30 protein-coding genes are annotated in these 25580 nt (G+C 30.2%); all 30 read right to left on the bottom strand.

Features of this window, described 5'->3' with window-relative positions; translation table 11 throughout:
* Positions 1-19: 19 nt before the first annotated feature.
* Entirely contained in the window at positions 20-1126 is a 1107-nt protein-coding gene (locus tag MUN68_RS09210; protein WP_249997334.1) for a TlpA family protein disulfide reductase, read from the bottom strand.
* 153 nt (positions 1127-1279) lie between these two features.
* Positions 1280-2059, bottom strand: a complete 780-nt coding sequence (locus tag MUN68_RS09205; RefSeq protein ID WP_249997335.1) for a hypothetical protein — start codon at positions 2057-2059, stop codon at positions 1280-1282.
* Positions 2060-2765: 706 nt separating this feature from the next.
* The gene (locus MUN68_RS09200; RefSeq protein ID WP_249997336.1) at positions 2766-3209 is read right to left on the bottom strand and encodes a hypothetical protein; all 444 of its coding nucleotides are present in this window, start codon (positions 3207-3209) and stop codon (positions 2766-2768) included.
* A 166-nt stretch (positions 3210-3375) separates the two neighbouring features.
* Complete coding sequence (locus MUN68_RS09195; protein ID WP_249997337.1) at positions 3376-3894, bottom strand: hypothetical protein; 519 nt, start codon at positions 3892-3894, stop codon at positions 3376-3378.
* A 155-nt stretch (positions 3895-4049) separates the two neighbouring features.
* Entirely contained in the window at positions 4050-4367 is a 318-nt protein-coding gene (locus tag MUN68_RS09190) for a type II toxin-antitoxin system RelE/ParE family toxin (protein ID WP_249997338.1), read from the bottom strand.
* Positions 4358-4600 (bottom strand): hypothetical protein, encoded by a 243-nt coding sequence (locus MUN68_RS09185; RefSeq protein WP_249997339.1) that lies wholly within the window; start codon positions 4598-4600, stop codon positions 4358-4360. Before MUN68_RS09185 ends, MUN68_RS09190 begins: the two co-directional genes overlap by 10 nt.
* 225 nt (positions 4601-4825) lie before the next feature.
* Complete coding sequence (locus tag MUN68_RS09180) at positions 4826-5272, bottom strand: hypothetical protein (RefSeq protein ID WP_272792356.1); 447 nt, start codon at positions 5270-5272, stop codon at positions 4826-4828.
* Between the two features lie 200 nt (positions 5273-5472).
* The gene (locus MUN68_RS09175; protein WP_249997340.1) at positions 5473-5925 is read right to left on the bottom strand and encodes a hypothetical protein; all 453 of its coding nucleotides are present in this window, start codon (positions 5923-5925) and stop codon (positions 5473-5475) included.
* A 157-nt stretch (positions 5926-6082) separates the two neighbouring features.
* Positions 6083-6484, bottom strand: a complete 402-nt coding sequence (locus tag MUN68_RS09170; RefSeq protein WP_249997341.1) for a hypothetical protein — start codon at positions 6482-6484, stop codon at positions 6083-6085.
* Between the two features lie 81 nt (positions 6485-6565).
* A complete protein-coding gene (locus MUN68_RS09165) occupies positions 6566-7216 on the bottom strand; it encodes a hypothetical protein (protein WP_249997342.1) in 651 nt (216 codons plus the stop codon).
* Positions 7217-7332: 116 nt separating this feature from the next.
* A complete protein-coding gene (locus MUN68_RS09160; RefSeq protein ID WP_249997590.1) occupies positions 7333-8181 on the bottom strand; it encodes an IS3 family transposase in 849 nt (282 codons plus the stop codon).
* The gene (locus MUN68_RS09155; protein WP_249997589.1) at positions 8127-8585 is read right to left on the bottom strand and encodes a helix-turn-helix domain-containing protein; all 459 of its coding nucleotides are present in this window, start codon (positions 8583-8585) and stop codon (positions 8127-8129) included. The genes MUN68_RS09160 and MUN68_RS09155 overlap by 55 nt, the downstream gene beginning before the upstream one ends.
* Before the next feature lie 209 nt (positions 8586-8794).
* Positions 8795-9712, bottom strand: coding sequence for a hypothetical protein (locus tag MUN68_RS09150; RefSeq protein WP_249997544.1), 918 nt, complete (start codon positions 9710-9712; stop codon positions 8795-8797).
* 146 nt (positions 9713-9858) lie between these two features.
* Complete coding sequence (locus MUN68_RS09145) at positions 9859-10356, bottom strand: endonuclease V (protein ID WP_249997546.1); 498 nt, start codon at positions 10354-10356, stop codon at positions 9859-9861.
* A gap of 13 nt (positions 10357-10369) precedes the next feature.
* Positions 10370-11176, bottom strand: a complete 807-nt coding sequence (locus tag MUN68_RS09140) for a hypothetical protein (RefSeq protein WP_249997548.1) — start codon at positions 11174-11176, stop codon at positions 10370-10372.
* 1936 nt (positions 11177-13112) lie between these two features.
* Complete coding sequence (locus tag MUN68_RS09135; protein ID WP_249997489.1) at positions 13113-13616, bottom strand: hypothetical protein; 504 nt, start codon at positions 13614-13616, stop codon at positions 13113-13115.
* Between the two features lie 259 nt (positions 13617-13875).
* Positions 13876-14490, bottom strand: a complete 615-nt coding sequence (locus MUN68_RS09130) for a tetratricopeptide repeat protein (protein ID WP_249997491.1) — start codon at positions 14488-14490, stop codon at positions 13876-13878.
* A gap of 165 nt (positions 14491-14655) precedes the next feature.
* On the bottom strand, positions 14656-15192 hold the full coding sequence (locus MUN68_RS09125) for a hypothetical protein (RefSeq protein WP_249997494.1): 537 nt from the start codon (positions 15190-15192) through the stop codon (positions 14656-14658).
* A 150-nt stretch (positions 15193-15342) separates the two neighbouring features.
* Positions 15343-16224, bottom strand: coding sequence for an energy transducer TonB (locus MUN68_RS09120; RefSeq protein WP_249997495.1), 882 nt, complete (start codon positions 16222-16224; stop codon positions 15343-15345).
* A 195-nt stretch (positions 16225-16419) separates the two neighbouring features.
* A complete protein-coding gene (locus tag MUN68_RS09115) occupies positions 16420-17019 on the bottom strand; it encodes an outer membrane beta-barrel protein (protein WP_249997497.1) in 600 nt (199 codons plus the stop codon).
* Between the two features lie 1326 nt (positions 17020-18345).
* Entirely contained in the window at positions 18346-18813 is a 468-nt protein-coding gene (locus tag MUN68_RS09110) for an RDD family protein (protein WP_249997568.1), read from the bottom strand.
* Positions 18814-18959: 146 nt separating this feature from the next.
* Positions 18960-19805, bottom strand: a complete 846-nt coding sequence (locus MUN68_RS09105) for a hypothetical protein (RefSeq protein WP_249997570.1) — start codon at positions 19803-19805, stop codon at positions 18960-18962.
* A gap of 752 nt (positions 19806-20557) precedes the next feature.
* A complete protein-coding gene (locus MUN68_RS09100) occupies positions 20558-20929 on the bottom strand; it encodes a hypothetical protein (RefSeq protein WP_249997536.1) in 372 nt (123 codons plus the stop codon).
* A gap of 28 nt (positions 20930-20957) precedes the next feature.
* Complete coding sequence (locus MUN68_RS09095; RefSeq protein WP_249997533.1) at positions 20958-21395, bottom strand: OmpA family protein; 438 nt, start codon at positions 21393-21395, stop codon at positions 20958-20960.
* A gap of 144 nt (positions 21396-21539) precedes the next feature.
* On the bottom strand, positions 21540-21854 hold the full coding sequence (locus MUN68_RS09090; protein WP_249997530.1) for a type II toxin-antitoxin system RelE/ParE family toxin: 315 nt from the start codon (positions 21852-21854) through the stop codon (positions 21540-21542).
* Positions 21836-22078, bottom strand: a complete 243-nt coding sequence (locus MUN68_RS09085; RefSeq protein WP_249997528.1) for a hypothetical protein — start codon at positions 22076-22078, stop codon at positions 21836-21838. The genes MUN68_RS09090 and MUN68_RS09085 overlap by 19 nt, the downstream gene beginning before the upstream one ends.
* Positions 22079-22813: 735 nt before the next feature.
* Positions 22814-23194 carry a hypothetical protein gene (locus MUN68_RS09080; protein WP_249997526.1) on the bottom strand — a complete coding sequence of 127 codons (381 nt, stop codon included), beginning with the start codon at positions 23192-23194 and terminating at the stop codon, positions 22814-22816.
* Positions 23181-23540: an FYVE zinc finger domain-containing protein gene (locus tag MUN68_RS09075; RefSeq protein ID WP_249997524.1), complete on the bottom strand. Its 360-nt coding sequence runs from the start codon at positions 23538-23540 to the stop codon at positions 23181-23183. The genes MUN68_RS09080 and MUN68_RS09075 overlap by 14 nt, the downstream gene beginning before the upstream one ends.
* Positions 23541-23669: 129 nt before the next feature.
* Positions 23670-24575, bottom strand: a complete 906-nt coding sequence (locus MUN68_RS09070; RefSeq protein ID WP_272792355.1) for a hypothetical protein — start codon at positions 24573-24575, stop codon at positions 23670-23672.
* 139 nt (positions 24576-24714) lie between these two features.
* Positions 24715-25233 (bottom strand): hypothetical protein, encoded by a 519-nt coding sequence (locus MUN68_RS09065; protein ID WP_272792354.1) that lies wholly within the window; start codon positions 25231-25233, stop codon positions 24715-24717.
* Between the last annotated feature and the right edge of the window lie 347 nt (positions 25234-25580).

Here is a 25580-nt window from a genome sequence, read left to right as displayed (position 1 = left end):
ACGTTGTTAGGCAACGTTTTTATTTGTTAATCAGTTTTTTAATATCTTTCTCAATTTGGTCGGAAAATCCGTGATATTCTTCTTGGATAATTCCATTTTGGTCAACTAAAAAATATCTTGGCCAACTATTTACACTAAAGGTTTGATTTAGTTCTTTGTTCCCAATTAAATTTAAAAAAGTAGTCTCTTTTTTCTCTACTAATTTTCTTGCATTTTCGATATCCTGTGAAACAATTCCGATTACATTTAAATCGTTTTCATATTTGTTTTTAATTTCCTCTACCTTTGGAAATGACTTGATACACCAACCACACCAAACTTCCCAAAAATCAATTAGCGTTAATTTATCGGTCTCAATATTTACTTTGTTTTTCTCATCAAATAAGTCGGTTAATATGAATTTTGGTAATGATTTTTTTAATAGAGGATTTGGTTTAGGTTCTTTCTCTATTATTTGTTCATATTCATTTAATTCCTCAATGTACGAATTAACACTTTTATCAATGTTTTCATTTATTTTGAAATTATCAAATATAAATTCAACAGTTTGCTTATTTCCGAAATCAGGTTGAAGTGAATTAACCACTTTTTTAGGTAAGAAGTTGTTTTTACTTAATTCAATAGTTTTAGTTTTATCTGTGATTTTGTTTTTTAAATCATCTTCAAATGTATATGTGAGAAGATAAGTGCTGTCTGTTTCCGAAAACACAACGTTTTTATATACAGAATCCAATTTAAAAAAGTCACGATAAATCATTTGTCCTCCTGGATTTCCTAAAAAGTGTAATCCGCCTTTTTCTTGTTCAAATTTTCTTTTACTATTTGAAATTTGAAATCCAATTCCGTCTTTATAAATGGATGACTTGTTAATGTTGTTTCTTATTCCATAAAATGAAAATCCGAAAACCGTATCAGAGGTTTCTTTTTCAAGAACTGCAAAACCTTTGTTATTCCAAACATTACCATCAGAAAATGTCATCACATTTTGCGCATCATATTGAACTTTATCAATATTTTCAATTGTTTCGTTAAACTTGTTAGTTATATATTGAACGTTAATCTCCTTTTTTTTTTTACAACTTGTTACGATAACTGAAATTAAAAAAATGATTGTGATTTTTTTCATAGGAGTTTTTTCAAATGTTGCCTAACGTGTTTGTGTATGGCTTGTTGCGTTGGCAAGAACTAAGTTAGTAAAAGAAACCGAACCAGTAGGAAATTCCGTTAGGAATTTCCGAGTACACATAAACCAAGCAATTGGTTATACACGTTGTTACCATTAGTTTTTTTCGTTCGCTAGACATTTTTCATATCCGCTTTTTGCTTTTATAAATTCTGGCAAATACCTTTCTTTAAAGCTCATTTTTGGATATCGTTTGTCAACTTCTATTTTAAAATCCTCAAATTCAGACAATTCATATTCATAGAAAAATCCATCATTAAATTTGGGCATATTTTCAACGTATTTTTTCGCACGAAAACAATTGTCAGGAAAGCGAGTGGAAGAATATGAACTTACTTGTCCTCCAATGTGACGCATAGCACATAAAATAAGAATTCCTTTTTCCGTGTCATTATTTAGATTAAGGTTTTTCAAATCAATATTGGTCGAGGCCAAATCCATTGGCTTTTGCTTATTCAGAACATCTGAAAAAATTGACAAATAGTAATGTGCTAATAATTCATTATTACCTGGTAAATTTTTTAGTTCATTTTTAATAACCTTACTATTCTTCAGTTTTTTAATTCCAACGTGAGGTCCATTAAAGGAATTCCATTTTAGTTTTTTATGTAAATAGTGAGCAACAAGAGTATTGGTAGTTGGCTTTGTCAGAAATTCATTTGATGTTATTTTATTTTTTCTCTTTCCTAGTTCTGTTAAAAAAGATTTGATTTGTTCAAGTTCAGTTATTTTGAATTTAGCTTTGTCAGATGTCCCATCATTTTCCCAAACTGCTAGAATATACTCTGGAATAATTTCGTGAAATGTTACTTCTTTATCTTGTCCGAAAACGGAATTTATTGAAAGAAATAATATTGTCAAAAGTGTAATTTTCATTGTTTGGTTCAAATTAATGGTAACGGTTTTGTGTATGGCTTGTTGCGTTGGCAAGAACTAAGTTAACAAAAGAAAACGAACCAATAGGAAATTCCGTTAGGAATTTCCGAGTATGCACAAACAAAGCAATTGGTTATACACGTTGTTATGTGCTGTTGCGACACACAAAGCAAAGCACATAAAGTTGGCAGGCAACGAGTTCAAATTATTAAATCACTTGCTAATTGCCATTATTAGCAAAATCTATCTAAACTCAGATTAGAGTGAGTATAATTTTTATATTAGTGTTAGGGAAGGAGTAAGCACGAAAAAACTATAAGATTTAGATTAGACGTTTGAGTGAAAAACTCTGAATGTTCCATTTTAAGACTTAAGTATCTCCAAAAAGAAAAACCTTTCATGTATGTTTTTAAATTAGACCTTGTAGGTTTAGTGAGTGTGATTTATTTGAGAAAAACTAAGTATAAATTTTAGTGGAATTTACCTAAAGAAGACAAATTTCGGAGCAATTGCATTTAACGGTTTTGTGTATGGCTAGTTGCGTTGGCGAGAACTAAGTTAACAAAAGAAAACGAACCAGAGGAAATTCTGTTAGGAATTTCCAAGTAGGCTAGAACCAAGCAATTGGTTATACACGTTGTTGGCATTAGTTTTTTATTTATTTCAGTTTATTCATAAATCGACTTTTTTCCTTTTTAACTTTTTTTCAAAATAAGCTTTTAATTTCGGCTTGACTTATTTTGTCTTGAGTAATGAAAATTTTTGAATCGTTATTTAACATAATTTTTGAGTATCCTAAGTCAGAAGAGAAAGGGTTTGTGTTCCAAGAATAATATAATTCAATAGCTTTTACATTATCGTTATTAATTACTTCTGATTTTCCGTTTCCAGTATTTTTTATAACTAGCTGTTTATCCTCATTGTTGATTTTAATATTAATTCCTTTTTCGGATTTTCTGTATTCCATTCTGATTAATGACGTTGCAATAAATAAATAACTTAACGAATAGAAAATTATTAAAGAAATAATCGCTAAGGTCAAATTTCCAGAAGTGTTTTGTGCAATTTTTATCGTAAGAAAAACAGAGAATGAGATTATTAATATCCCAATTCCAAAAGTCAATATATTTCTAAAGTTTTTAATATTCACTCGGTTTTGTTCAAATTAATGCCAACGGTTTTGTGTATGGCTAGTTGCGTTGGCTATGACTAAGTTAGCAAAAGAAAACGAACCAATAGGAAATTCCGTTAGGAATTTCCGAGTATGCGATAACCAAGCAATTGGTTATACACGTTGTTGTATGCAGTTTAATCAATTACTCCATAGTTCCAATTACTTTTGTTGGATTGGTTGGGTCTTTTGTTGTATCGTATTCAAAAGTATCAAAACTGAACGGATAGTCGTAATATCTTAACTCAACAAAATCTTTAGAATTAAAGTGAATTTTATATTCTATTTGACGACTATATCTTACTTCCCAATTAACTTTTAGAACTCCATTTTCACAATTACATTTTCCACGATCAGCAATTTCACCATTAGGAGCAAAATAAGTTATAGAGTCTTTTTTGATTTCAAGCCATCTACTTGACATTCCTCCTCCAAAAATTCCTTTTTCCATTAAATTTTTATGCAGTCTTGATTTAACATTAAGTTTACCAATAATTTTATTACACGAATCATTAGAATTGTAAAATGAGATGGAATCAATTTCATTATTGTCTCTCCATTCTGAAAAACTCTCATTTTTGCCATCATTCGCTTCTTTTTCATTTTTGCAAGCAGCAAATAAAAATAGTCCACAAATTATTATAAAAATATCTATTTTTTTCATCGTTTCAAGAATTGCATACAACGTGTTTGTGTATGCTTAGTTGCGTGATTTAGCAACTAATTTAGTAAATAAAAAACGAATAGAATATTCCGCAGGAATATTCGTAAGTAGGCTAGGACTAGCAATTAAATATACACGGTGTTGGCAATTGGCTTTTATTTTGTCCGTTCCATTTTTATCGGATTTTGCCTAGTGTCAAAAACATCATTTATTTCAACTCTGTTTTCTTTATCATTAATCCAATAAACAATTTTATAATTTTTAAAAACTAAATACCTAAATTCTTGTTTTCTATTCTTTAAAAGGTCTTCAGTTTGTCCAATTTTCGGTTGACTTTTGAGTTTTAAAGTTTCACTATGAATTCCGTTAATGAGCTTTTTAGCAATTCGAGTTCCTGCTTTATCTCGATAGTATTCATAAATTTTTTCTAGTTCTCTTTGAGAAAAATTAGTCCAAAATAATTTTAATTCCATTTATCAATCTTAGCTTTTAATTCACTAGATTCTATTAATCGACCTTTTTTAGAATCTTCCATAGATCTGTCAATCCGAGAATTAAATTCCTCAATTGTCATTGGTTTAAAATTTCCGTTATCTGAATTTTTATTTTCTTTTCTTAGGATTTTTTCAAGTCGTGAAATAACATCTTCACTTTGAATTTTTAAAAACTCTTGAATAAGTTCCAGTTTTCTTGTTTGTAAATCCATTTTATTTGCTTTTTATCAAAGATACAAAAATATCATTTTCAGTTCTCAATTTTATTGATTTACTGAATTTCGTAGCTTGTTGCCAACGTGTTTGTGTATGGCTTGTTGCGTTGGCAAGAACTAAGTTAACAAAAGAAACCGAACCAGAGGAAATTCCGTTAGGAATTTCCATGTAGGCTATAACCTAGCAATTGGTTATACACGTTGTTGGCAATAGTTTCTTAATCAATCTTCAACATATTTCTCCAATCTTATTGTTGCTCGATGAAAAATAAATTGTGTTTCTGTTTCAGTAAACTCAATTTCATCAAAGTAAATTGTATAAATATTATCGTTAATTCCACCATTAACTAATCCTGAAAATGAATTGCCGTTCATTTCAGAATCTTCATAAATTGTATGAAGAAATTCCCAAGTAAAGTCATCTATAAATATGCTTACGAATATTTCAGCGTGAGGTATATTATTGAAATCAGTTTTAGTGAAAGGGTTAATTCTAACAAATATAAAAGTCATAACAGGATCATCAAGAAAGATAAAACAGTCATTGGGTTCGGCAATAAAAGATTCAAGAAACATTTTTTCCTGGCATTCAGGTATGCCTTCCTTACTGTCATCACTTTTTGAACAACTAATTGATAGAATTAAAAATAAAAAAAACAATCTTTTCATAATTTGAGTCAATAATTATTGCCAACGTGTTTGTGTATGATTTCGTTGCGTGTTTAAGCACTAAAGTTAGCAAATAAATCATAGATAGAAAGTCCGCTAGGACTTTCGCAAGAAGACACTTACTAGCAATGAATTATACACGGTGTTGTGTGTAGTTTTTTTATCTGAACTGTATTAAATCAAGAAAAAGCTAAATCAATTTATGATTCAGATATAAACCTTATTTTACTTTTTCCAAATTCATTTGGAATAATCGAGACTAAAACAGTCGATTTTTCCTTTTTGAAAGTAACAAATTTAAAATCTATGAGTGATTGCTTCTTATAGCCACGTTTTATTAACTCCTTTTTAATCGTCTGAATGTCAAAATTTTTAGCTATTAATAATTCTAGCGTATTCGGTTTGTCATCTTTGAACGAAATGGAAATCATGATGGAATTATCTAAATCGTGATTATAATATCTACCATAAGTCATTACATTGGTTTCGCTTTTGCTTTCAATTTTTTCATAACCATAATAATTAATCATATAATCATCTACTTCATCAATAGATATTTTTGTCAGCTTATTTAAAAAAGGAAAATCTAATTGCTGAGAAAAAGTGTTTTCAGCAATAGAAATAAGGATAATGCAAATAATTATTTTTTTCATGTTACTTGTTTTTAATTACACACAACGTGTTTGTGTTATGGCTAGTTGCGTTGGCAAGAACTAAGTTAACAAAATAAACCGAACCATTAGGGAAATCCGCAGGATTTTCCGAGTAAACACAACACTAGCAATTAGTTATACACGTTGTTGTGCAACGTTATTTAAGATTTGTAGACTGTACTATTTCCAGGCAATCATATATTCCAGTTTCTAAAGCTCCTCTTTTGACCATCTTTTCCCGAAAACTATCTGTCATTTGCACAAGAGCTAATCCAAAGTTTAATTTTTGTGCTATTTCATAAATAAATGCAATTAATCCTAATCCAATACCTTTTTTTCTGTCCTCTTTAGGTATAAAAATATTAGGAATTAGAAACTCTCTGTGTTCTTCACTTATGCCTAATCTTAAAAGATTAAATTCACTGATGTCATCTTCTTTTCTCTTGCCACTAACAGTAATAATATTGTCCATTGTATAAATAGAATAGTGATGCAATGTGAATAAATAATCTTTTAAATGTTGTTCAATTAACTTTTCTAAGGCGTTTATTAATTCCATTATTTTTCTGTTTTTAAAATGAATCGTTCTGCTTTTTTGTTCATTTGTTTTGATATACAATTTATTCTTTGCCTTCGAATTTTATTTTAGTTTTACTTTTTTCGTTACTAAGGTTAATCTAAGTGCAAATGCAAAAATTAACATAACAACTCCAATTGAATATTGAAAGCCTAACCAATAATTCGACCTTATTTCATTTATTAAGTTATCTCTTACTAAAATATCCTCATTGATTTCCTTAATATCACGTGTAATTCTGTCAGGCGTATAGTTGCCTTTTAATTCCTCAAGTTCTAATTTTTTATATTCTCCGATTTTTTCAAAACCATTCTCTTTTGATTTTTCCAAAATTGGAAGGATTTCTTCTTTAACCCAATTACATATTCTATCAGATTCAGCCTGTCGTTTGTTGAATTCTTCTTCTGGCATCCAATCACTTTTATTGAATTTAAAGCAAACAGTTTCTCTCTCAGCAAAACTCAGCAATGATTCAAATTGATTTTCTATCCAATTTTCAGTAAATGTTAAATCTCCTTTTTTATAGTTTCTATTATTTTCAATAATAATCGAGATAACACCCATAAAACCGATGATAATCCAAATATATTCTAATCTTGCCCAAGTTTTTTCAGTTAATTTTGAGTTACCAATAAGGATTAGATTCAAAATTTGCCAAATGGCTAAAACTCCAATTATTGCATAAAATGGATTTGTTAATATTTCTTTCAGCATGAGGTTGTTTGTATTATACTGAAATAGGTTGACCTTTTTTATTTATTATTTCGACGTTCAAAAGATTTTTTTCAGCCGTTTATAAGGCAAAAAAATAGTTTGAACTAGGTCTGTTTTTAAATCGTTAGTTCAGGTAAATTTACATTATTTTTTCGATAGGATTTGTATTTGATGTTTGGATTTAAATGGACTTCGGCAGGTTTTCTTAGATCCAGGCTAAAATGCGTTCTCAGATTGTTATAAATATATACAGCTTGCTCGGTCATTTTTTGAGCTAGGTCAGTGTTTTTAATGGTTTGTTTTAATCCGTATTCATATTTAAGAGTTCTATTAATGCGTTCGGCAATAGCATTTTCATAAGGGTCGTATTGCTCGGTCATACTCAAGGTAATTCCATTGTTTTCAGCAAACTCGGTGTATTTTGGGTTACAGTATTGAAACCCTCTGTCAGAATGATGAATAAGTTTATGACTGGGATACTTTCTATTTTTAATAGCCATAGCGAGGGCATCTGTGCAAAGTGATGTTCTCATATGATTATCTATTTTGTAGCCCATAATTTGCTTAGAATACGCATCAGTTACGATTGCTAAATAATTATGACCGTCTTGGGTTTTAATGTATGTTATATCACTTACCCATAGTTGTTCTGGTCGAGTAGGAACGTGGTCTTTTACGATATTTTTGTATTTTCTGTACATGTGATTAGAGTTTGTGGTTGTGATGTAGTTTTTGCGTTTAGGAACCAGTAAATTATAATACCTTAAAAAGCGATAGAATTTGTCTCTACCAATTTTAATATCATCGTTAATAAAGTCTTGTTTAAGTTCAGTATGTAGTTTTATTCCACCAGTTTTGGAGCCTACTTTTTTACGGTAGTCTTTAACCATTTTAATAAGTTTTTGATGGTCTATTTCTTGTTTTTGTTGGGCTTTGAGTCTTTTGTAGAAGGCTTGTTTAGATATCCCAAAACATCCATAGAGCCATTTTCTTTTATACGCTGTTTTTTCTTTAGCTCTATCTCTTTTGCTAATGTTTTGGGTAATGACTTTTTTGACATATCGACTCCTGTAATGAGTTCCATATCAGCAATGATATCTTGCTGAAAGTCTTTTTGAAACTCTAGTTCTTCAATCTTTTCCTTAAGTTTTTTAATTTCCTTGTCTTTACTCATACCATTGTTTTGTTGTACTAAGGTACTGTATTTTCTCAACCAATAGGTAATGGTAGTTCTCGGAACATCATACTTTTTAGATGCGAAGTTGGTAGATACTTGACCGTTTAAGATTTGGTCAACAACTAAAAGTTTGGTTTCTAAAGTTACTTTTTGATAGCTTTTTTTTCGCCAGTGTTCATTTTGTGTTTTCATAAGTGACTATAATTAAGTGATTAATTTTTAGTCAACCTATTTCAGGAAAGTTCAGTTCTTTAATGTTGCACAACGTGTTTGTGTATGGTTAGTTGCGTGTTTCAGCAACTAATTTAGTAAACAAAAACGAACGCGAGAAAATTCCGAAGGAATTTTCCAAATAAGCACTTACCAAAGCAATTAATTATACACGTTGTTGGCATTAGTTTTTATTTTTTTATATGTTTTTCAAATACTAAATTATATCTTACTGTGTTTTCATTCAGAGATTTAGCAATTTCACTTAATTCAATTAAGTTAGGATAGTCCTTGTAAATCAATTGACTAATAAAAAAGTATGTAGATATAAGTAAATAATATGAATGAGCATAAGTCTTTATTTTTGTCATACTACTTTTAAAAGGTGAAAAAGCATCTCCGTGGAAACGTTCATTCCTATAAGTATATAAAATTCCGTTTATGAGTAATTTTATAATCTGTAATTGAGATAATTGATATTTTTTTTCTTCTAACTCAATTTCTCTCCCAGAAAGAAGAATTTGCAATAACATACCAGCTCTTCTTTGTGTATCCGCATTTAAATCTCCGTATTTCTTTTCAATTGCATCAAATAATTCATTTCCTATACAATCTTTGACTCTGTCGGTTATCTGCCTTTGTTGCGATTTTATAGCAGAAGATTCTTCTTCAAATAACTTTTTAATCAAGTATTCAGTTGCTTGTAAAGGAACAGCTTTTGTCAATTCCTTAAAAGCACTATTTAATTCTGAATTATTATTGTATTGGTTTATAAAAAAATCTTCTGAAATTTTGTTAGTTATTTTCCAAGTTTTGGAAACTGACCAATTTGATTTTTTAGCAATGTAAGTTGAGTATGCCTCAAAAGTTCTCCAAGCTAAATCAAATCCAATGTCTGGTCTGTTAGGAAGTTGTTCGTATATATCAATTTTAAAAGATAAAAGTCTTTGGAATTCATAATTTTCAATTAAAGGAAGCTTAATTGGACGTAAAATATTTATAATTCCTTTGTCATTTAATAATTCTAAAAATGCTTTTTGTGCAGAAAAAATTATGACTTCATTTGGCCATTTATTATTATACTCTATTCGTTTCTTACTGTAGCTCATAAATTAATGCCAACGGTTTTGTGTATGATTTCGTTGCGTGTTTAAGCACTAAAGTTAGCAAATAAATCACAGATAGAAAGTCCGCGAGGACTTTCGTAAGTAGGCGAGTACTAGCAATGAATTATACACGGTGTTAGCCACAGTTTTTATTTTTCTCTAGTGAGTTTGTCAAGTTCTTTTAATAAAGTTGGGATTCTATATTTTCCTTTCATTTTTTTAATTTTTTCCGATGCTATATTTAATTCAATTCCAATTGAAGTTATGAATAACGGGTTTTGACTTTCTCCTCTATATACTTTGGATTTATTTTTATTAATGGTAGCGAAGTCTCGCTTTGCAACTCCAATTATTGGAATTTCTTTATTCAATGCGTTATACAGATGAGCTCCTAAACCATATTTGTTATTATCGTCCAAATAAACAAAGCCATCTACAATTATTAATTCAATATTCTCTAAAGCATTTTTATTTAATAAGCTCAATATACAAGGTAGCTCTCTTTTGTAAAATTCTCCGGACACATATTCAGGGATGTTTTCAATTGTCTCTGTAAGAACTACTAAATTATCTTCCTTTAACCAACTATTGAAGCCAACGCAAACAGTTTTTGCTTTATTTTTAAAATAGTATGTATCAAATGCCAAAAATCATAATTTATTAAAAAATAATTCTAGATAATGTGTTTTCGTTTTCTGGGTCATTTCGTTTATCAAGCTCTTCTTGTTTTAGTATCTTTATTAAAATTGGTAAGTTGTGAATTTTATTTTTTTCTGTACTTTTATTTTTAAAATCAGGTTTTTTATTCAAGATTTCTTTACTATCAGAAACTATGGTCTCGATTAATGTAATTGACTCTTTCTTAAAGCCAAGATGATATAATTTTCTTATCCAACCTATAACATAGTGATATGCAATATCCCTAAAACTACAATTGTATTGTGCATCTAAATAAATGTGTTCTAAAAAGTCTTTGTAAGATTCTATTAGTACATTGTGATAGTAAGTAATGCTATTTATGTTGTAAGGCTTATCATTTGAAGAAATGACCTTGAATGCTAACTTTCCTTTAGATGAGTAATACATCCTTTTACCATTAGAATTATTACTATATCTTACTTTTCCATTTTTGTAATACCATGAGTGATTATTCCTTGTAACAACACCATCTTTATCCCATTTTGTATCTGTTTTAGAATTATATTTTATTTGACCATCTGAATACCAGTTTTTCCCGTTAATAAGGCTACCATTCTTCATTAGGTAATCTTCTGCTATTTGTCCATTGTCATAGTAATCCACTGAACGACCATCTTGATTTCCATTAGTATATTCAATATAGGATTTTCCGTTCTCTAAAATAACTGTACCTGTAAAAAGTTTCCCTTTATATTTTAAAAAAATTGAAGGCTCATACATATTGTATTCAAAATCCAATTCATTGTCTAATATTATAGGCTCTTTCATAATTGTGGCTAACGGTTTTGTGTATGATTAGTTACGGAAAAGGACGTAAGTCATTTTCCGATTAGCAGCTAAGTTAATTAATTATTGTGAATTTCCGATTGGAAATTCCGCAGTAATTAATTATACACGTTGTTAGCAACTGTAGTGCAGCACAAGTCATTGGTAAATCACAGAACTAGCTATATACTTCACAGCAACCGAAAGAGAATGCTATAACTAACATTAGCTGATACTCCCAAGAAACCGTTGATTTGGAAAAAGAGAAAAGTCCATAATAGCATTTAGGTTGCACCACAGGAATACTAACGAACACCTTTTTTGGATTTTAGAACGATACAGAACGCTAGTGATAATTTGGCTGACTTACGAAAAAACAATTTTAAATGAACGAAGATATTATCTTAAAAATAAATTGTTTACCATTGAAGTAAGAAATTATCTTGAGAGTTTCCTAGCTATAAGTTAATAAACAAAAACAGACTATAAAAGCGTTTAGTTCTCCAAAAAATGATAAACGAAAATCTTAAATGAGAAATTTGAGATTTTTGTATTAATAACAATAGTTCAAATAGAGTAGTACTGTTGAATTTTTGCACTATTGTTGTTAACGATTTTGTGTATGATTAGTTACGGAAAAGGACGTAAGTCATTTTCCGATTATTAGCTAATATAATTAATTATTGTGAATTTCCGATTGGAAATTCCGCAGTAATTAATTATACACGTTGTTAGCAACTGTAGTGCAGCACAAGTCATTGGTAAATCACAGAACTAGCTATATACTTCACAGCAACCGAAAGAGAATGCTATAACTAACATTAGCTGATACTTCCAAGAAACCGTTGATTTGGCAAAAGAGAAAAGTCCATAATAGCATTTAGGTTGTACCACAGGAATACTAACGAACACCTTTTTTGGATTTAAGAACGATACAGAACGCTAGCGATAATTTGGCTGACTTACGAAAAAACAATTTTAAATGAACGAACATATTATCTTAAAAAGAAACTGTTTACCATTGAAGTAAGAAATTATCTTGAGAGTTTTCTAGCTATAAGTTAATAAACAAAAACAGACCATAAAAGCGTTTAGTTCTCCAAAAAATGATAAACGAAAATCTTAAATGAGAAATTAGAGATTTTTGTATTTACAATAATAGTTCAAATAGAGTAGTGCTGTTGAATTTTTGCACTATTGTTGTTAACGGTTTTGTGTATGATTAGTTAAGGAAAAGGACGTAAGTCATTTTCCGATTAGCAGCTAAGTTAATTAATTATTGTGAATTTCCGATTGGAAATTCCGCAGTAATTAATTATACACGTTGTTAGCAACTGTAGTGCGGCACAAGTCATTGGTAAATCACAGAACTAGCTATTTACTTCACAGCAACCGAAAGAGAATGCTATAACTAACATTAGCTGATATTCCCAAGAAACCGTTGATTTGGCAAAAGAGAAAAGTCCATAATAGCATTTAGGTTGCACCACAGGAATAATAACGAACACCTTTTTTGGATTTTAGAACGATACAGAACGCTATCGATAATTCGGCTGACTTACGAAAAAACAATTTTAAATGATAAAACATATTATTCTAAAAATAAATTGTTTGCCATTTAAGTGATCAATTTTCTTGAGAGTTTCCTTGCAATAACTTAATAAATAAAACCAGACCATAAAAGCGTTTAGTTCTCCAAAAAATGATAAAGCGAAAATCTTAAATGAGAAATTTGAGATTTTTGTATTAATAACAATAGTTCAAATAGAGTAGTACTGTTGAATTTTTGCACTATTGTTGTTAACGGTTTTGTGTATGGCTTGTTGCGTTGGCGAGAACTAAGTTAGCAAAAGAAACCGAACCAATAGGAAATTCCGATAGGAATTTCCGAGTACACACAAACTAAGCAATTGGTTATACACGTTGTTAGCCATTGTACTTATTCTAAAAACCTTTTAGGTATGAATCCTTGAAATTCATTCGAATATATTGCTACCTTGTTTTTCTGAAATAGAACTAGTCTAAATTTTGTTTTTATGTTTCCTTCTAAACAAGGTACAGCAAAAATTAGGGAGCTTTTGCGTTTAATTGTTCTTTTTGACCTATAACTATTTCCACAAAAACGTTTTGGAGTGTTTTTATAGGACTTAATGTTTCGCCATCTATTATTATAGAATACTTGTCTAACAATTATAATTTTTCCATCATTATTCATTAAACTTACTTCATATGGAGTTGAGTTAGTAAGTATTGCTACAGATTTAACTGACAGACTATTTTTATCATTTTGTGACTTATTAGATAATTGAACAGAAGCATCTTGAAAAACAGTCAAAGTAAGGGAGTTGGATTCAGAGTTCGTTTTATCAAATATTGAATCGTTTGAAATTCTATTAGTAATCTCGCTTAAATCCGAGTTAGCGTGATAAAGTTTGTTATTCAAACATTTTGAACTTTGAGGTTGAACTTTCGTAAAACTAAAAAACAATAAAAGAAGAATTAGAATCTGATTTTTCATAAAATTCGTTTAAAGAAAGTAATCAAAATTCGTTCCGTTTTTTGAATTCGGAGTATGAGTTGTATTATGGCTAACGGTTTTGTGTATGGCTGGTTGCGTTGGCGAGAACTAAGTTAGCAAAAGAAACCGAACCAGTAGGAAATTCCGATAGGAATTTCCAAGTAGGCTTTAACCAAGCAATTGGTTATACACGTTGTTGTACACAGTTTTTCATTTTTTTAGCTAAATCTTTTAAGTGATATTCTATATTTTTTACGGCTCGATAATTTTTATAGATGTAAATTATATCAGTTTTAGCCTTTTCACAATTATTATTTCCAATGTGGTTAAATGCTCTATTAACATAAGCAGAAGATAAGATAACTTTATCATCAGTATGATTAATAACATAGTTTGCTATTTTAATTCCTTTATCATACTCTTCATTATAGAAGTAGGACATTGCTAAATTTGCCGCAGCCATGTGATATGTTGAATCAGATACTTTGTAGGATTCTTGAAAATATTTTATTGAATTATCATAGTCGTCCTCAAAATAGTTATTTAAACCTAAATTACTTAATGTAGTTGGATTGTTTGGCTCTAATTCTAATGCTCTCAAAAACATTACATTTCCTTCTTTATAGTTACCATTTCGGCTTAACTCTATTCCTTTTTCATTAAGGTCTCTTGCTTTATCGTTCTCATAAAATGTGCCATTGATTATATTATCTCGCTTATTATCATGTGTCGATTTTTCGTTGTTCGCACAGCTATTTAGAGTGATAATAAAAAGTAGAAATATTAGATGTTTTGTCATTTGAAAACGATTGGTTTAAATTGTGTACAACGTGTTTGTGTATGGCTAGTTGCGTTGGCGAGAACTAAGTTAGCAAAAAGAAACGAACCAGTAGGAAAATCCGCAGGATTTTCCGAGTATGCACAAACCAAGCAATTGGTTATACACGTTGTTAGCAAACGTTTTCTATTCTTTTTTAAAATCAAATAATCTTATTCCATTTAATAAATAGTCTTCTTTGTTTTTAATAGTATCATTATAGGATTCATTTGTCTCAGAATTCCATCCAAAAGACCCTTCACTAAAATCCAGATAGACTCCACTTTTAAATCGAATAATTTCAGGTTCAATTTCACTTCCTGGTTCTATTTTATAATCTATATCTTCTTTTTTTAACAATTGAATTACTTGACTATATGTATAATCTTGATTTACTTTTAAAAACCAAATATCGATTTCAAAAAGATCATTCTTATACAAAATCATTTCATTGTGATTTTCACAATTGGCTTGTAAATGGTCGTTTTGTATTGCAAAGAGTTTTTCGGTGTCACTCCAAAAAAAGAATTCATACCAACCATATTTTATAATTTGAGTTTCTCCGCAATCTCCAAAATCATAATCAGTTCCAAGAAGTTTTATAACGTCTTTTTTCAGAGTACCGATTCCAATTTCTCCAAATTTTCCTGTTTTGGCAAATGATTTTATGGATATTGTTTTCATCAAATGTTTGCTAACGTGTTTGTGTATGGCTTGTTGCGTTGGCGAGAACTAAGTTAGCAAAAGAAACCGAACCAATAGGAAATTCCGATAGGAATTTCCAAGTATGCACAAACTGAGCAATTGGTTATACACGTTGTTACCCAACGTTTTTTAATCTTGAACTTGAAATATCAGAGGCATTTTATAAGAAACATTAATTGGTTCTCCATCTTTCATTCCAGGTTTCATATCTGGTAAAAGTCCAATGACATCGATTGCATTTTGGTTCATAATTTCTGGTCCTCCAGTAGCATTAATGTTTATTGGTTTTCCATTTGTGTCAATAATAAATTCTATCATTATTTTTATTCTTCCTGTAAGTCCAACATCACCTGCAAGTTCAGTATTGAATTTTCTCATTACGTGTCGTTGAATAAATTTGTTTGTACATTCTTTTTGTTTTTCTACTTTCCATTTTGATTTACAGTCAGGTGCTAATGGTGGGTTTTCAATTTCTTTGAAATCTATAATTTTAAACTTGTCTATGTCTTTAGTTATTATTTCTGCTTTTGAGTAATCAACACTTTCTGTTTTTTCTGATTTTGACTCAATAATTTTAGGTTTTGAAGGTTTGTCATCGCTTAACTTTTCCATTTCCAATTGAATCATTGGAAGTATAAAATATGTTTTATCCTTTATTTTTTGGACAGTAATATGCATTGAAGAAAATCCGTCATTTTCTGTTCCAATTTGTATTTGGTTGTCTTTAATTCTCCAATTTTGATTATCCAGAAAAAAGAGTTCTTTCATTCTTTCATCAGCGAGTTTTCCAAATTTTATCCTAAAGACTTTATTTCCCTTAAAGTTAAATTTTGAGTTTAAAAAAGCATCCTCAACCATTTTTAAGGCTTCTTTTTGTGGTACTTCATCAGAATTAGGAATATTAACATTAATTGCTTTCCATTCTCCCATTAAATTTTCATCATTTAGGTTTTGAGCCTTTGCTGAAAAGCTAAATATTATTGCAGTAACTAATAGTAATTTTAATTTCATAATGTTATGTCGAAATGTTGGGTAACGGTTTTGTGTATGGCTGGTTGCGTTGGCAAGGACTAAGTTAGCAAAATAAACCGAACCATTAGGGAAATCCGATAGGATTTTCCGAGTACACACAAACTAAGCAATTGGTTATACACGTTGTTGTGTGTAGTTTTTTAATATATAATTTACAAACTCAATAAATTTTGATTATAAATAAATAGTAAAGCCTACTCCAAAAATAAAACCATTATTAGTTGATTCAAAAGTAGATTCATTGCTGGAATTTTTATTATGTTGGTAACTAATTAACGGTTCAATAGATGTATGTTGATTTAAAAAAATTGCATACCCTAAGCCTAATTTATATCTAAAGACATCAGTTGAACTTTTAAAACCATCACTATTACTTTTGGAAGTCCCAAATCCAAAAGAGGCTTGACCAAATAGACCATTTGACAAGTAATATCTAAAGAAAGGACCAACAAACACACTTTTGCTATTACTTGTATATTTATTATTATCAGAATTTGTTGATTCATTTTCTGTATAATTAAAAGATGTTTCTAAACCTACAGCTAACCTATCGATTACGAAGTATGCGGCTTTTGGGCTAATTCCAAAACCAAATGATTTATTCTTGGATTCAAATCCGCTTTCTCTTGACTTTGAATGGTTAGTAGAAAAATAAACGGAACCATCGACAATAAAGTGTCCTTTGTCTGTTGGATTGATTGTCTTTTCTTCATCCTGAGCTAAGACATTAATTGCTGAACAAAACAAAATACTCATTAATAATATTTTTTTCATATCGTATGGTTTAAATTTATTTTTTACTCACAACAAATATGCCAAGAACACATAGAGAATTATTTCAAAAACTGAATGTTTCTAATTCTGCTTTATTATGATTATTATTTAGGAGAAGAGTGTTTCTTGAATTACACACAACGGTTTTGTGTATGATTAGTTACGGAAAAGGGCGTAAGTCATTTTCCGATTTGTAGCTAAGATAATTAATTATTGTGAATTTCCGATTGGAAATTCCGCAGTAATTAATTATACACGTTGTTAGCAACTGTAGTGCAGCACAAGTCATTGGTGAATCACTGAACTAGCTATATACCTCATAGCAACCGAAAGAGAATGCTATAACTAACATTAGCTGATACTCCCAAGAAACCGTTGATTTGGCAAAAGAGAAAAGTCCATAATAGCATTTAGGTTGCACCACAAGAATAATAACGAACACCTTTTTTGGATTTTAGAACGATACAGAACGCTAGCGATAATTTGGCTGACTTACGAAAAAACAATTTTAAATGAACGAAGATATTATCTTAAAAATAAATTGTTTACCATTGAAGTAAGAAATTATCTTGAGAGTTTCCTAGCTATAAGTTAATAAACAAAAACAGACTATAAAAGCGTTTAGTTCTCCAAAAAATGATAAACGAAAATCTTAAATGAGAAATTTGAGATTTTTGTATTAATAACAATAGTTCAAATAGAGTAGTACTGTTGAATTTTTGCACTATTGTTGTTAACGGTTTTGTGTATGATTAGTTACGGAAAAGGGCGTAAGTCATTTTCCGATTAGCAGCTAAGTTAATTAATTATTGTGAATTTCCGTTTTGGAAATTCCGCAGTAATTAATTATACACGTTGTTAGCAACTGTAGCGACAGATAAGAGTAAGCACGTTTTGCTTAGAGCGTTGAAGCAAGAGTAATCACATTTAGCGAGAAGAGTAAGAAAACCTTAAGGTAATGAGTGAAAAGTTCCGCAAACTAGCTTAAAAACGTTTTCAAAAAAATAAATTTTTCATCAAGAGAGTTTTTTAGTGAATGTGTCTTAACCTCAAAAAAAAATCGCGAAAAGAAAACCAGGCTTTTTTTCGCTACAATGATTTTTAGAGTTAGAGTAAGCTTTCAACTTTAAGAGCAAGAGTGGTAATAGTTCTGAAGTTGCAATTTTAGTAAACCAATTTGAATAAGAGTTACAATTTCGGAGCTATTGTTGTTAACGTGTTCGTGTATGGCTTGTTGCGTTGGCGAGAACTAAGTTAGCAAAAAAGAAACTAACCAATAGGAAAATCCGCTAGGATTTTCCGAGTACACATAAACTAAGCAATTGGTTATACACGTTGTTGTATGTTGGCATTCTTCGTTTTTATGACTATAGTGTTTGCTACCAAATCTCCAATTCGTTTATTCTGTTTATTTGTTGCTGCAATTATTAATCCAATTAGAAACATATAATCTATAAATGCGAGAAAAAATCTAACGAACGCTTGTCCGATTCCAATAGGTTTTAAATTTCCATTAACAACTTTTATATTTAAAAGCCGTTTACCAATTGTCTGTCCAAATACTCCTTCACTTATTGGCCATAAAAATAATCCAAGAAGCATCATTAAAAATGCTGGAAACCCGTTAAGACTATATCCTATTCCTTCCTCATGTGGAGTTCCGAAAAACATTCCTACCACCATCATAATTATCCAGAAAATGGCAAAGTCAATAAGAAATGCTAAAATTCGATATCCAATACTTGCTACTGGGAATTTATTTTCAAATTTGCCTGGTGATTTTATTTCGTTCATGGTTTTTAGCTTACATACAACGTGTTCGTGTATGGCTTGTTGCGTTGGTAAGAACTAAGTTAACAAAAGAAACCGAACCAATAGGAAAATCCGCTATGATTTTCCGAGTACACACAAACTAGCAATTGGTTATACACGTTGTTAGCTCACGTTTTATAGTTATTTGTATTTGCTACTGCGAGATAACTCAGATTTACAATTTCGTATAGTTCAGAAGTTAACCTTTCGTAAGTTTTATGTTTGTCTTTTTCATTAAACCCGTTATCATTCCAAGAACCCATTCCTCCAAAACACCAAGCTTTACCAGCACCTGCTAGTAGTTGTAAAGATTCAAGTTCCATTTTTTCAGTTGGTACTATTAATTTGTCGTGTTCATTGGTGTATGGATAGTTTTTATTTAAAATGTCAATCGCCTCATTAAACCAATTAGCCCAAAAGTCCAATTTTTCTTTTTTTGCGAATGAGCCAATCTCAATTAATTTTTGGTTAAGTTCATTTTTTATATATTCTAAGTCGTACTCAGTTTTAGATTGGGTTGGCTGATTTATAATTAAGCGTCCATAACTGATTTTCCAAATCTTCTTATCCTTAGCATTTTGGTTTGTTACTTCTTCTCTTGATTGCCAAAAATCAGAATGTTTATCAAAAACTGTTTCAATGTAACGTTTACCTCCACCACCAACAAAGCCAGCGAGTTTATAATCTGGAATATTTTCACCATTTAGACTTGTCGTGTTGTCTGTTTCGAAAACCATTCTAATCTCCTTACATCCTGTTTGTTTTAATTTTATCAACCAGTCAATAGGAGAATTAGCATATAAATCCCAAGTTGGTTTTCTGAAAAAATGCTTTTTGAAAATGAGGAATTCAATTGTATTTGTAAAAGTAAATGAAGGATGATCTAAAGTTAATTTACTTATATCAAAATTGCCTTTTAGATAGGCATTCCCATAAGTTGTCAATGTTATTGCTTTGCTTATACTTCCTGTCATTCTTTTAATGTGTGCTAACGATTTTGTGTATGATTAGTTACGGAAAAGGACGTAAGTCATTTTCCGATTATTAGCTAATATAATTAATTATTGTGAATTTCCGATTGGAAATTCCGCAGTAATTAATTATACACGTTGTTAGCAACTGTAGTGCAGCACAAGTCATTGGTAAATCACAGAACTAGCTATATACTTCACAGCAACCGAAAGAGAATGCTATAACTAACATTAGCTGATACTTCCAAGAAACCGTTGATTTGGCAAAAGAGAAAAGTCCATAATAGCATTTAGGTTGTACCACAGGAATACTAACGAACACCTTTTTTGGATTTAAGAACGATACAGAACGCAAGCGATAATTTGGCTGACTTACGAAAAAACAATTTTAAATGAACGAACATATTATCTTAAAAAGAAACTGTTTACCATTGAAGTAAGAAATTATCTTGAGAGTTTCCTAGCTATAAGTTAATAAACAAAAACAGACTATAAAAGCGTTTAGTTCTCCAAAAAATGATAAACGAAAATCTTAAATGAGAAATTTGAGATTTTTGTATTAATAACAATAGTTCAAATAGAGTAGTACTGTTGAATTTTTGCACTATTGTTGTTAACGTGTTTGTGTATGGCTTGTTGCGTTGGCAGGAACTAAGTTAGCAAAATAAACCGAACCAATAGGAAAATCCGTTAGGAATTTCCGAGTACACACAAACCAAGCAATTGGTTATACACGTTGTTGTATACTGTATGTTTTATTTACAATAACTGTCAAATCTAGTAAAAGTAGACATTTCACTTATCGAACAACATATCAAATAATTGTTTGGCCATCCGTTGGTATAATAACCGAAAGATTCGTTCATTAAATTTCCATCTGGATAAGTAAATTTAATAGTGTAAGATCCATCTGTTCTTTGTATTTCATTCATATCCAAATATTTTGTGACAATTTGATTTGAAGAGATGCTATCAAATTTTACTATACAGACTGGACTTGCAGAAACAGAAACGTTATACAATGTATATTCTGTATTATTTTCTATTGAAACATCAATTCCTTTGTTGCCGAATCCACAAGAATTTAGAAGAAGAAATAATAGAATCGTGAGTAAAGATTGTTTCATATTTGTACTATTTGTTGTTTACTGTTTTCTATGTTTCCTGAATTATTATTTCTACTCTTTGATTTATTTCGTTATTTCCTGTCGAATCTTTTGGTTGCTCTTTGCTATGGTCTATAATTTCGATTATATCTTTTTTAATTCCGTATTCTATCATTAGGTTTTTAACTTTTTCCGCACGAAGCTTTGAAAGCTTTGAATTCAGATTAAACTCACTATTTGAGCAATGTCCAGTTAGTAAAATTTTTTTCACTTTCCATTTGATAAAACCATTACAAATATTTTTCAAACGATTAATTTCATTGAATTCTATTGAGTTAAATTCAAACAGGATAGGAGGAATATAATTATCAATTATTATTTCAGTTATAAGTTCATCCTTTGATAAATCCAATTCGTTTTCTTTTGATTGAGCTATGCTATGCATATTCAAAAGGAAAAAAAAGATTAATATTATGTTAGTTTGCATATTGTATACAACGTGTTCGTGTTATGGCTAGTTGCGTTGGCTAGGACTAAGTTAGCAAAAAAGAAACTAACCATTAGGAAAATCCGTAGGATTTTCCGAGTACACACAGAACCAGCAATTAGTTATACACGTTGTTAGGCAACGTTATTTTCTTTCCATTAAAGCTTTTAGTAGTTTTTTCGGATTTTGTCTATTATCCCAAAATGCTGAAATAATTATTTCTTTTTCAGTCGCTTTATAATAAATACTATAATTTCCCAATGAAGCTACATGTACATTTTTAAAATCAGTTCTTTTGTATAATTTAGGGTTTTTTGCGATTTGATTTGTTCTTTCTGTAACTAATTTCAAAAGTTTTATTGAATATTTATTTGACTTATTTCTGTTAACCCAATATTCTAGAATACCTACAAATTGAATATCAGCAGTTTTAGTCCAAATTACATTGCGTTTAGCCATTCAAGATTTCGTTTATTCATTGCGTCTTGTGATATCAATTTTCCATTTTGAATATCTTTTTCACTCATTTCTAACATTAATTTTTGTTCATCAGTCAATTCTATAATTTCTGATTCAGATTCACTTGATGAAATTAATTTATCAAGAGCTACAAGAAAATCCTTGTTTCTTATAGAAAGGATTTTATCTATCAATCCATTACGTATTTTATCTACTGTTGCCATTAAATTCGATTTATAGTTTAAATGTCCGAAATTTAGTTGAGTTTTCCTAATGTTGCCTAACGGTTTTGTGTATGGCTTGTTGCGTTGGCGAGAACTAAGTTAGCAAAAGAAACCGAACCAATAGGAAATTCCGTTAGGAATTTCCGAGTACACACAAACCAAGCAATTGGTTATACACGTTGTTGGCAACTGTAGCGACACATCTGAGTAATCACATTCAGATTAGAGTGTTGGAGCAGGAGTGAGTTTTCATACATGTATGATAGATTTTTCTAATAAAAGAAAATTGTACCAAATTTGATTAAAGCTCCTCTCGAAAAATAAAGAATTTGAGTGATCATCTTTTTACGTTTGAGTGATTATTTCCGCAAGCTTTCTCAAACTCAAATAAAAATTTTCTCAGAATAGTTTTTTAGTGAATGTGTCTTAACCTCAAAAAAAAATCGCGAAAATAAAACCAGGCTTTTTTTCGCCACAATGAGTTTTAGAGTTTGAGTAAACTTTCAACTTTAAGAGCAAGAGTAGACAATAGTTCCGAAGTTGTAATTATAGTATGACTGTATCACTTGGAGTTACAATTTCGGAGCTATTGTTACCAACGTGTTTGTGTATGGCTTGTTGCGTTGGCGAGAACTAAGTTAGCAAAAGAAACCGAACCAGTAGGAAAATCCGATAGGATTTTCCGAGTAAGCTATAACCAAGCAATTGGTTATACACGGTGTTACCTGCTGGCTTTTAATTCAGTTCTATTTTTATTATTTTATTCTCAATATCAATTTCAATCCATTCAGCTTGAGATTCCAAATTAGGAATGCACTCTGTCAAATCCATTTCTTTGGCATATTTACTCAATGCTTTTTTCCCGAAATTAATTATTGCTTTAAATTCCGTTTGTCCAGTTTTTCCAATCCACGCTTTAGTTTCTATCTGACGCTTGTCATTTACGTGTTTTTTGGTCAACTGATTTTCAGTCGGAAGCCACGAAATTCCGTCGCACCAAAATCCTTTTAATTCTGGGTCTGTCGATTTTTCCAATTCGTGACAAATTTGATACTCTAATTGAATACAGAATTTCTCATTAAAAGTTGTTTTTATATTGTTTTCAGACGTTTTCATTATTAAACCACTTGTTTCCACAATGTCTACATTGCCTTGCTTTAGGCGTTCTTGCTAATTTTTGGCAATTCGGACAATTGTTTAGAAATATTTCGTCATTATGTTCTTTTAATATTCGGTTAGCTGTATTAATAAAGAATTCCGTTTCTCCATTTTTAATTAATTCAAGAGCTTCTTTATCAGATGTTATTTTTCCTGTGCGTTTATAGATTTTAAATCTTGGTGAGCTTTCTGATTCGCCATTAAGTTTAATTAAAGAATTTATATGGCGATGTGCAATATTTTCCTTTTCGTTGAAAAAGTGATGATAGTAATTTGAAATGTATTTTGCTGTTTCTATGTTCATCGGTTTTCTCAGCTTGCAGGTAACGTGTTTGTGTATGGCTAGTTGCGTTGGCGAGAACTAAGATAGCAAAAAAGAAACTAACCATTAGGAAAATCCGTAGGATTTTCCGAGTACGCACAGAACCAGCAATTAGTTATACACGTTGTTGGCAATAGTATTTTTATTTAATTCATAATAATATTCATCGAAGTAAAAATATTCTTCCATTAAGGTGTATCTTATTCGAAGTAATAATTTTTGTTCCTTCTCAAACCAATAATAATCTTCAATTTTCTCTGTATAAAAAAGCTTATTTTTTGGTTTAATAATAAATATTGATTCTTCAGCGCTCAAAGAGTAAATGTTTACCTTGTTGTCATTTATGCAAGCAATTAAGTCTGTCCCATTTAACCAAATAGGTTTATTGCCTTTTGCGTTTAATTTATTTAATTTGAAGTCAGTCAGATTATAAGTGTAAATTTCATTTTCCTCATTGCTTAATACTATTTCATTTTTCAAATCAGACCAACATTGTTGCTCAATTATAAATTTTTTTTTCAAATCAGTTATTGATTTTAACTGTTTGTTCTCAAATATTCTAATGACAGTCTTTTTGTCACGGTTTTCTAAAGTCAGTATTTGAGTTTTATCAGGACTTAAAAAGGCTCTGTTAACATTAATAGAATCAAATCCAATAGAATCGTAAACTTTGTAATTCAGAGATTTTTTGAGTTTCAATATGCTTAAATCTCTTTTGCCATTTCGCTGGTTATAATGATTGTGAAATTTTTCTACATAGATAGTATCGTTGTTTATCCAATTATCATTTATCCTATATGCATCTTTTATTGTCCAGTCATATTCGTCTGTGTCAGGTAATTTTAGATAAGCACTATCGTTAATTTTTACATTAAAAATTCGAGAGTTTTGAGGACTCGGAATAAAGTTCGTTTTGTCAATAGAATTAGAAAGGTAGAAAGTATCAGTTCCAACTTTTTCATTTGAACAAGAAATAAAGAATATAAATAAGAAGATTATTGTAATTTCTCTGGTCATTTCAATATTATTGCCAACGTGTTCGTGTAATGGCTAGTTGCGTTGGTTTGCTTAAAGATACTAAACTATCACGAACCAGAGGAAAATCCACTAGGATTTTCCGAGTACACAATGCACCAGCAATTAGTTATACACGTTGTTAGCAGCTGTTTTTTCTTGTTTTCACTTCTAATTCGCAATGAATGCCAACATTATTCAAATTATTAGCAATTTCTTCTAATTCGGTGTAATTGTCACACCAAGCTTTTGATTCAGTCAAGATTATTTTTTCATTATTATTCACCATTTTTAGTAATTCAGGCGTTGAACGATTAAGTATTGATTTCAGCTTTGAAATATTACCTTTTGAATAAGGAATTTCTAAACTCCAATAATCCTCAAGATTTTGCAATTTAAGTTCAAAATGATGAACCCAATCAACTCCTGGTGAAGAACCCTCAAATTCTGCTGTGTTTCCATCCTTACTAATCAATATTCGCCCAATTCCAACCCAAGAGGTTTTTTGTTCCCAGTTCAGTTCCTTTTCAGATTTTTTACACCAACTCAGCAAAAAACAATGATTATGTTTTTCAATTCCTTCTTCCAAGACAATCATTTCTTGTTCAAAATTTTGATTGTTAATCCAATGACTTGCTTTTTCAATTATTTCAGTAATCATTAATGTTTTGCCTAAATTGCTGCTAACGGTTTTGTGTATGATTAGTTACGGAAAATGGCGTAAGTCATTTTCCGATTAGCAGCTAAGTTAATTAATTATTGTGAATTTCCGATTGGAAATTCCGCAGTAATTAATTATACACGTTGTTAGCAACTGTAGTGCAGCACAAGTCATTGGTGAATCACAGAACTAGCTATATACTTCACAGCAACCGAAAGAGAATGCTATAACTAACATTAGCTGATACTCCCAAGAAACCGTTGATTTGGCAAAAGAGAAAAGTCCATAATAGCATTTAGGTTGCACCACAGGAATACTAACGAACACCTTTTTTGGATTTTAGAACG

Origin of the sequence: Psychroserpens ponticola (assembly GCF_023556315.2) — a bacterium.
Classification (GTDB): domain Bacteria; phylum Bacteroidota; class Bacteroidia; order Flavobacteriales; family Flavobacteriaceae; genus Psychroserpens; species Psychroserpens ponticola.
The sequence above is the reverse complement of the archived record's forward strand: the minus strand, read 5'-3'. Positions and strand labels throughout refer to the sequence as shown.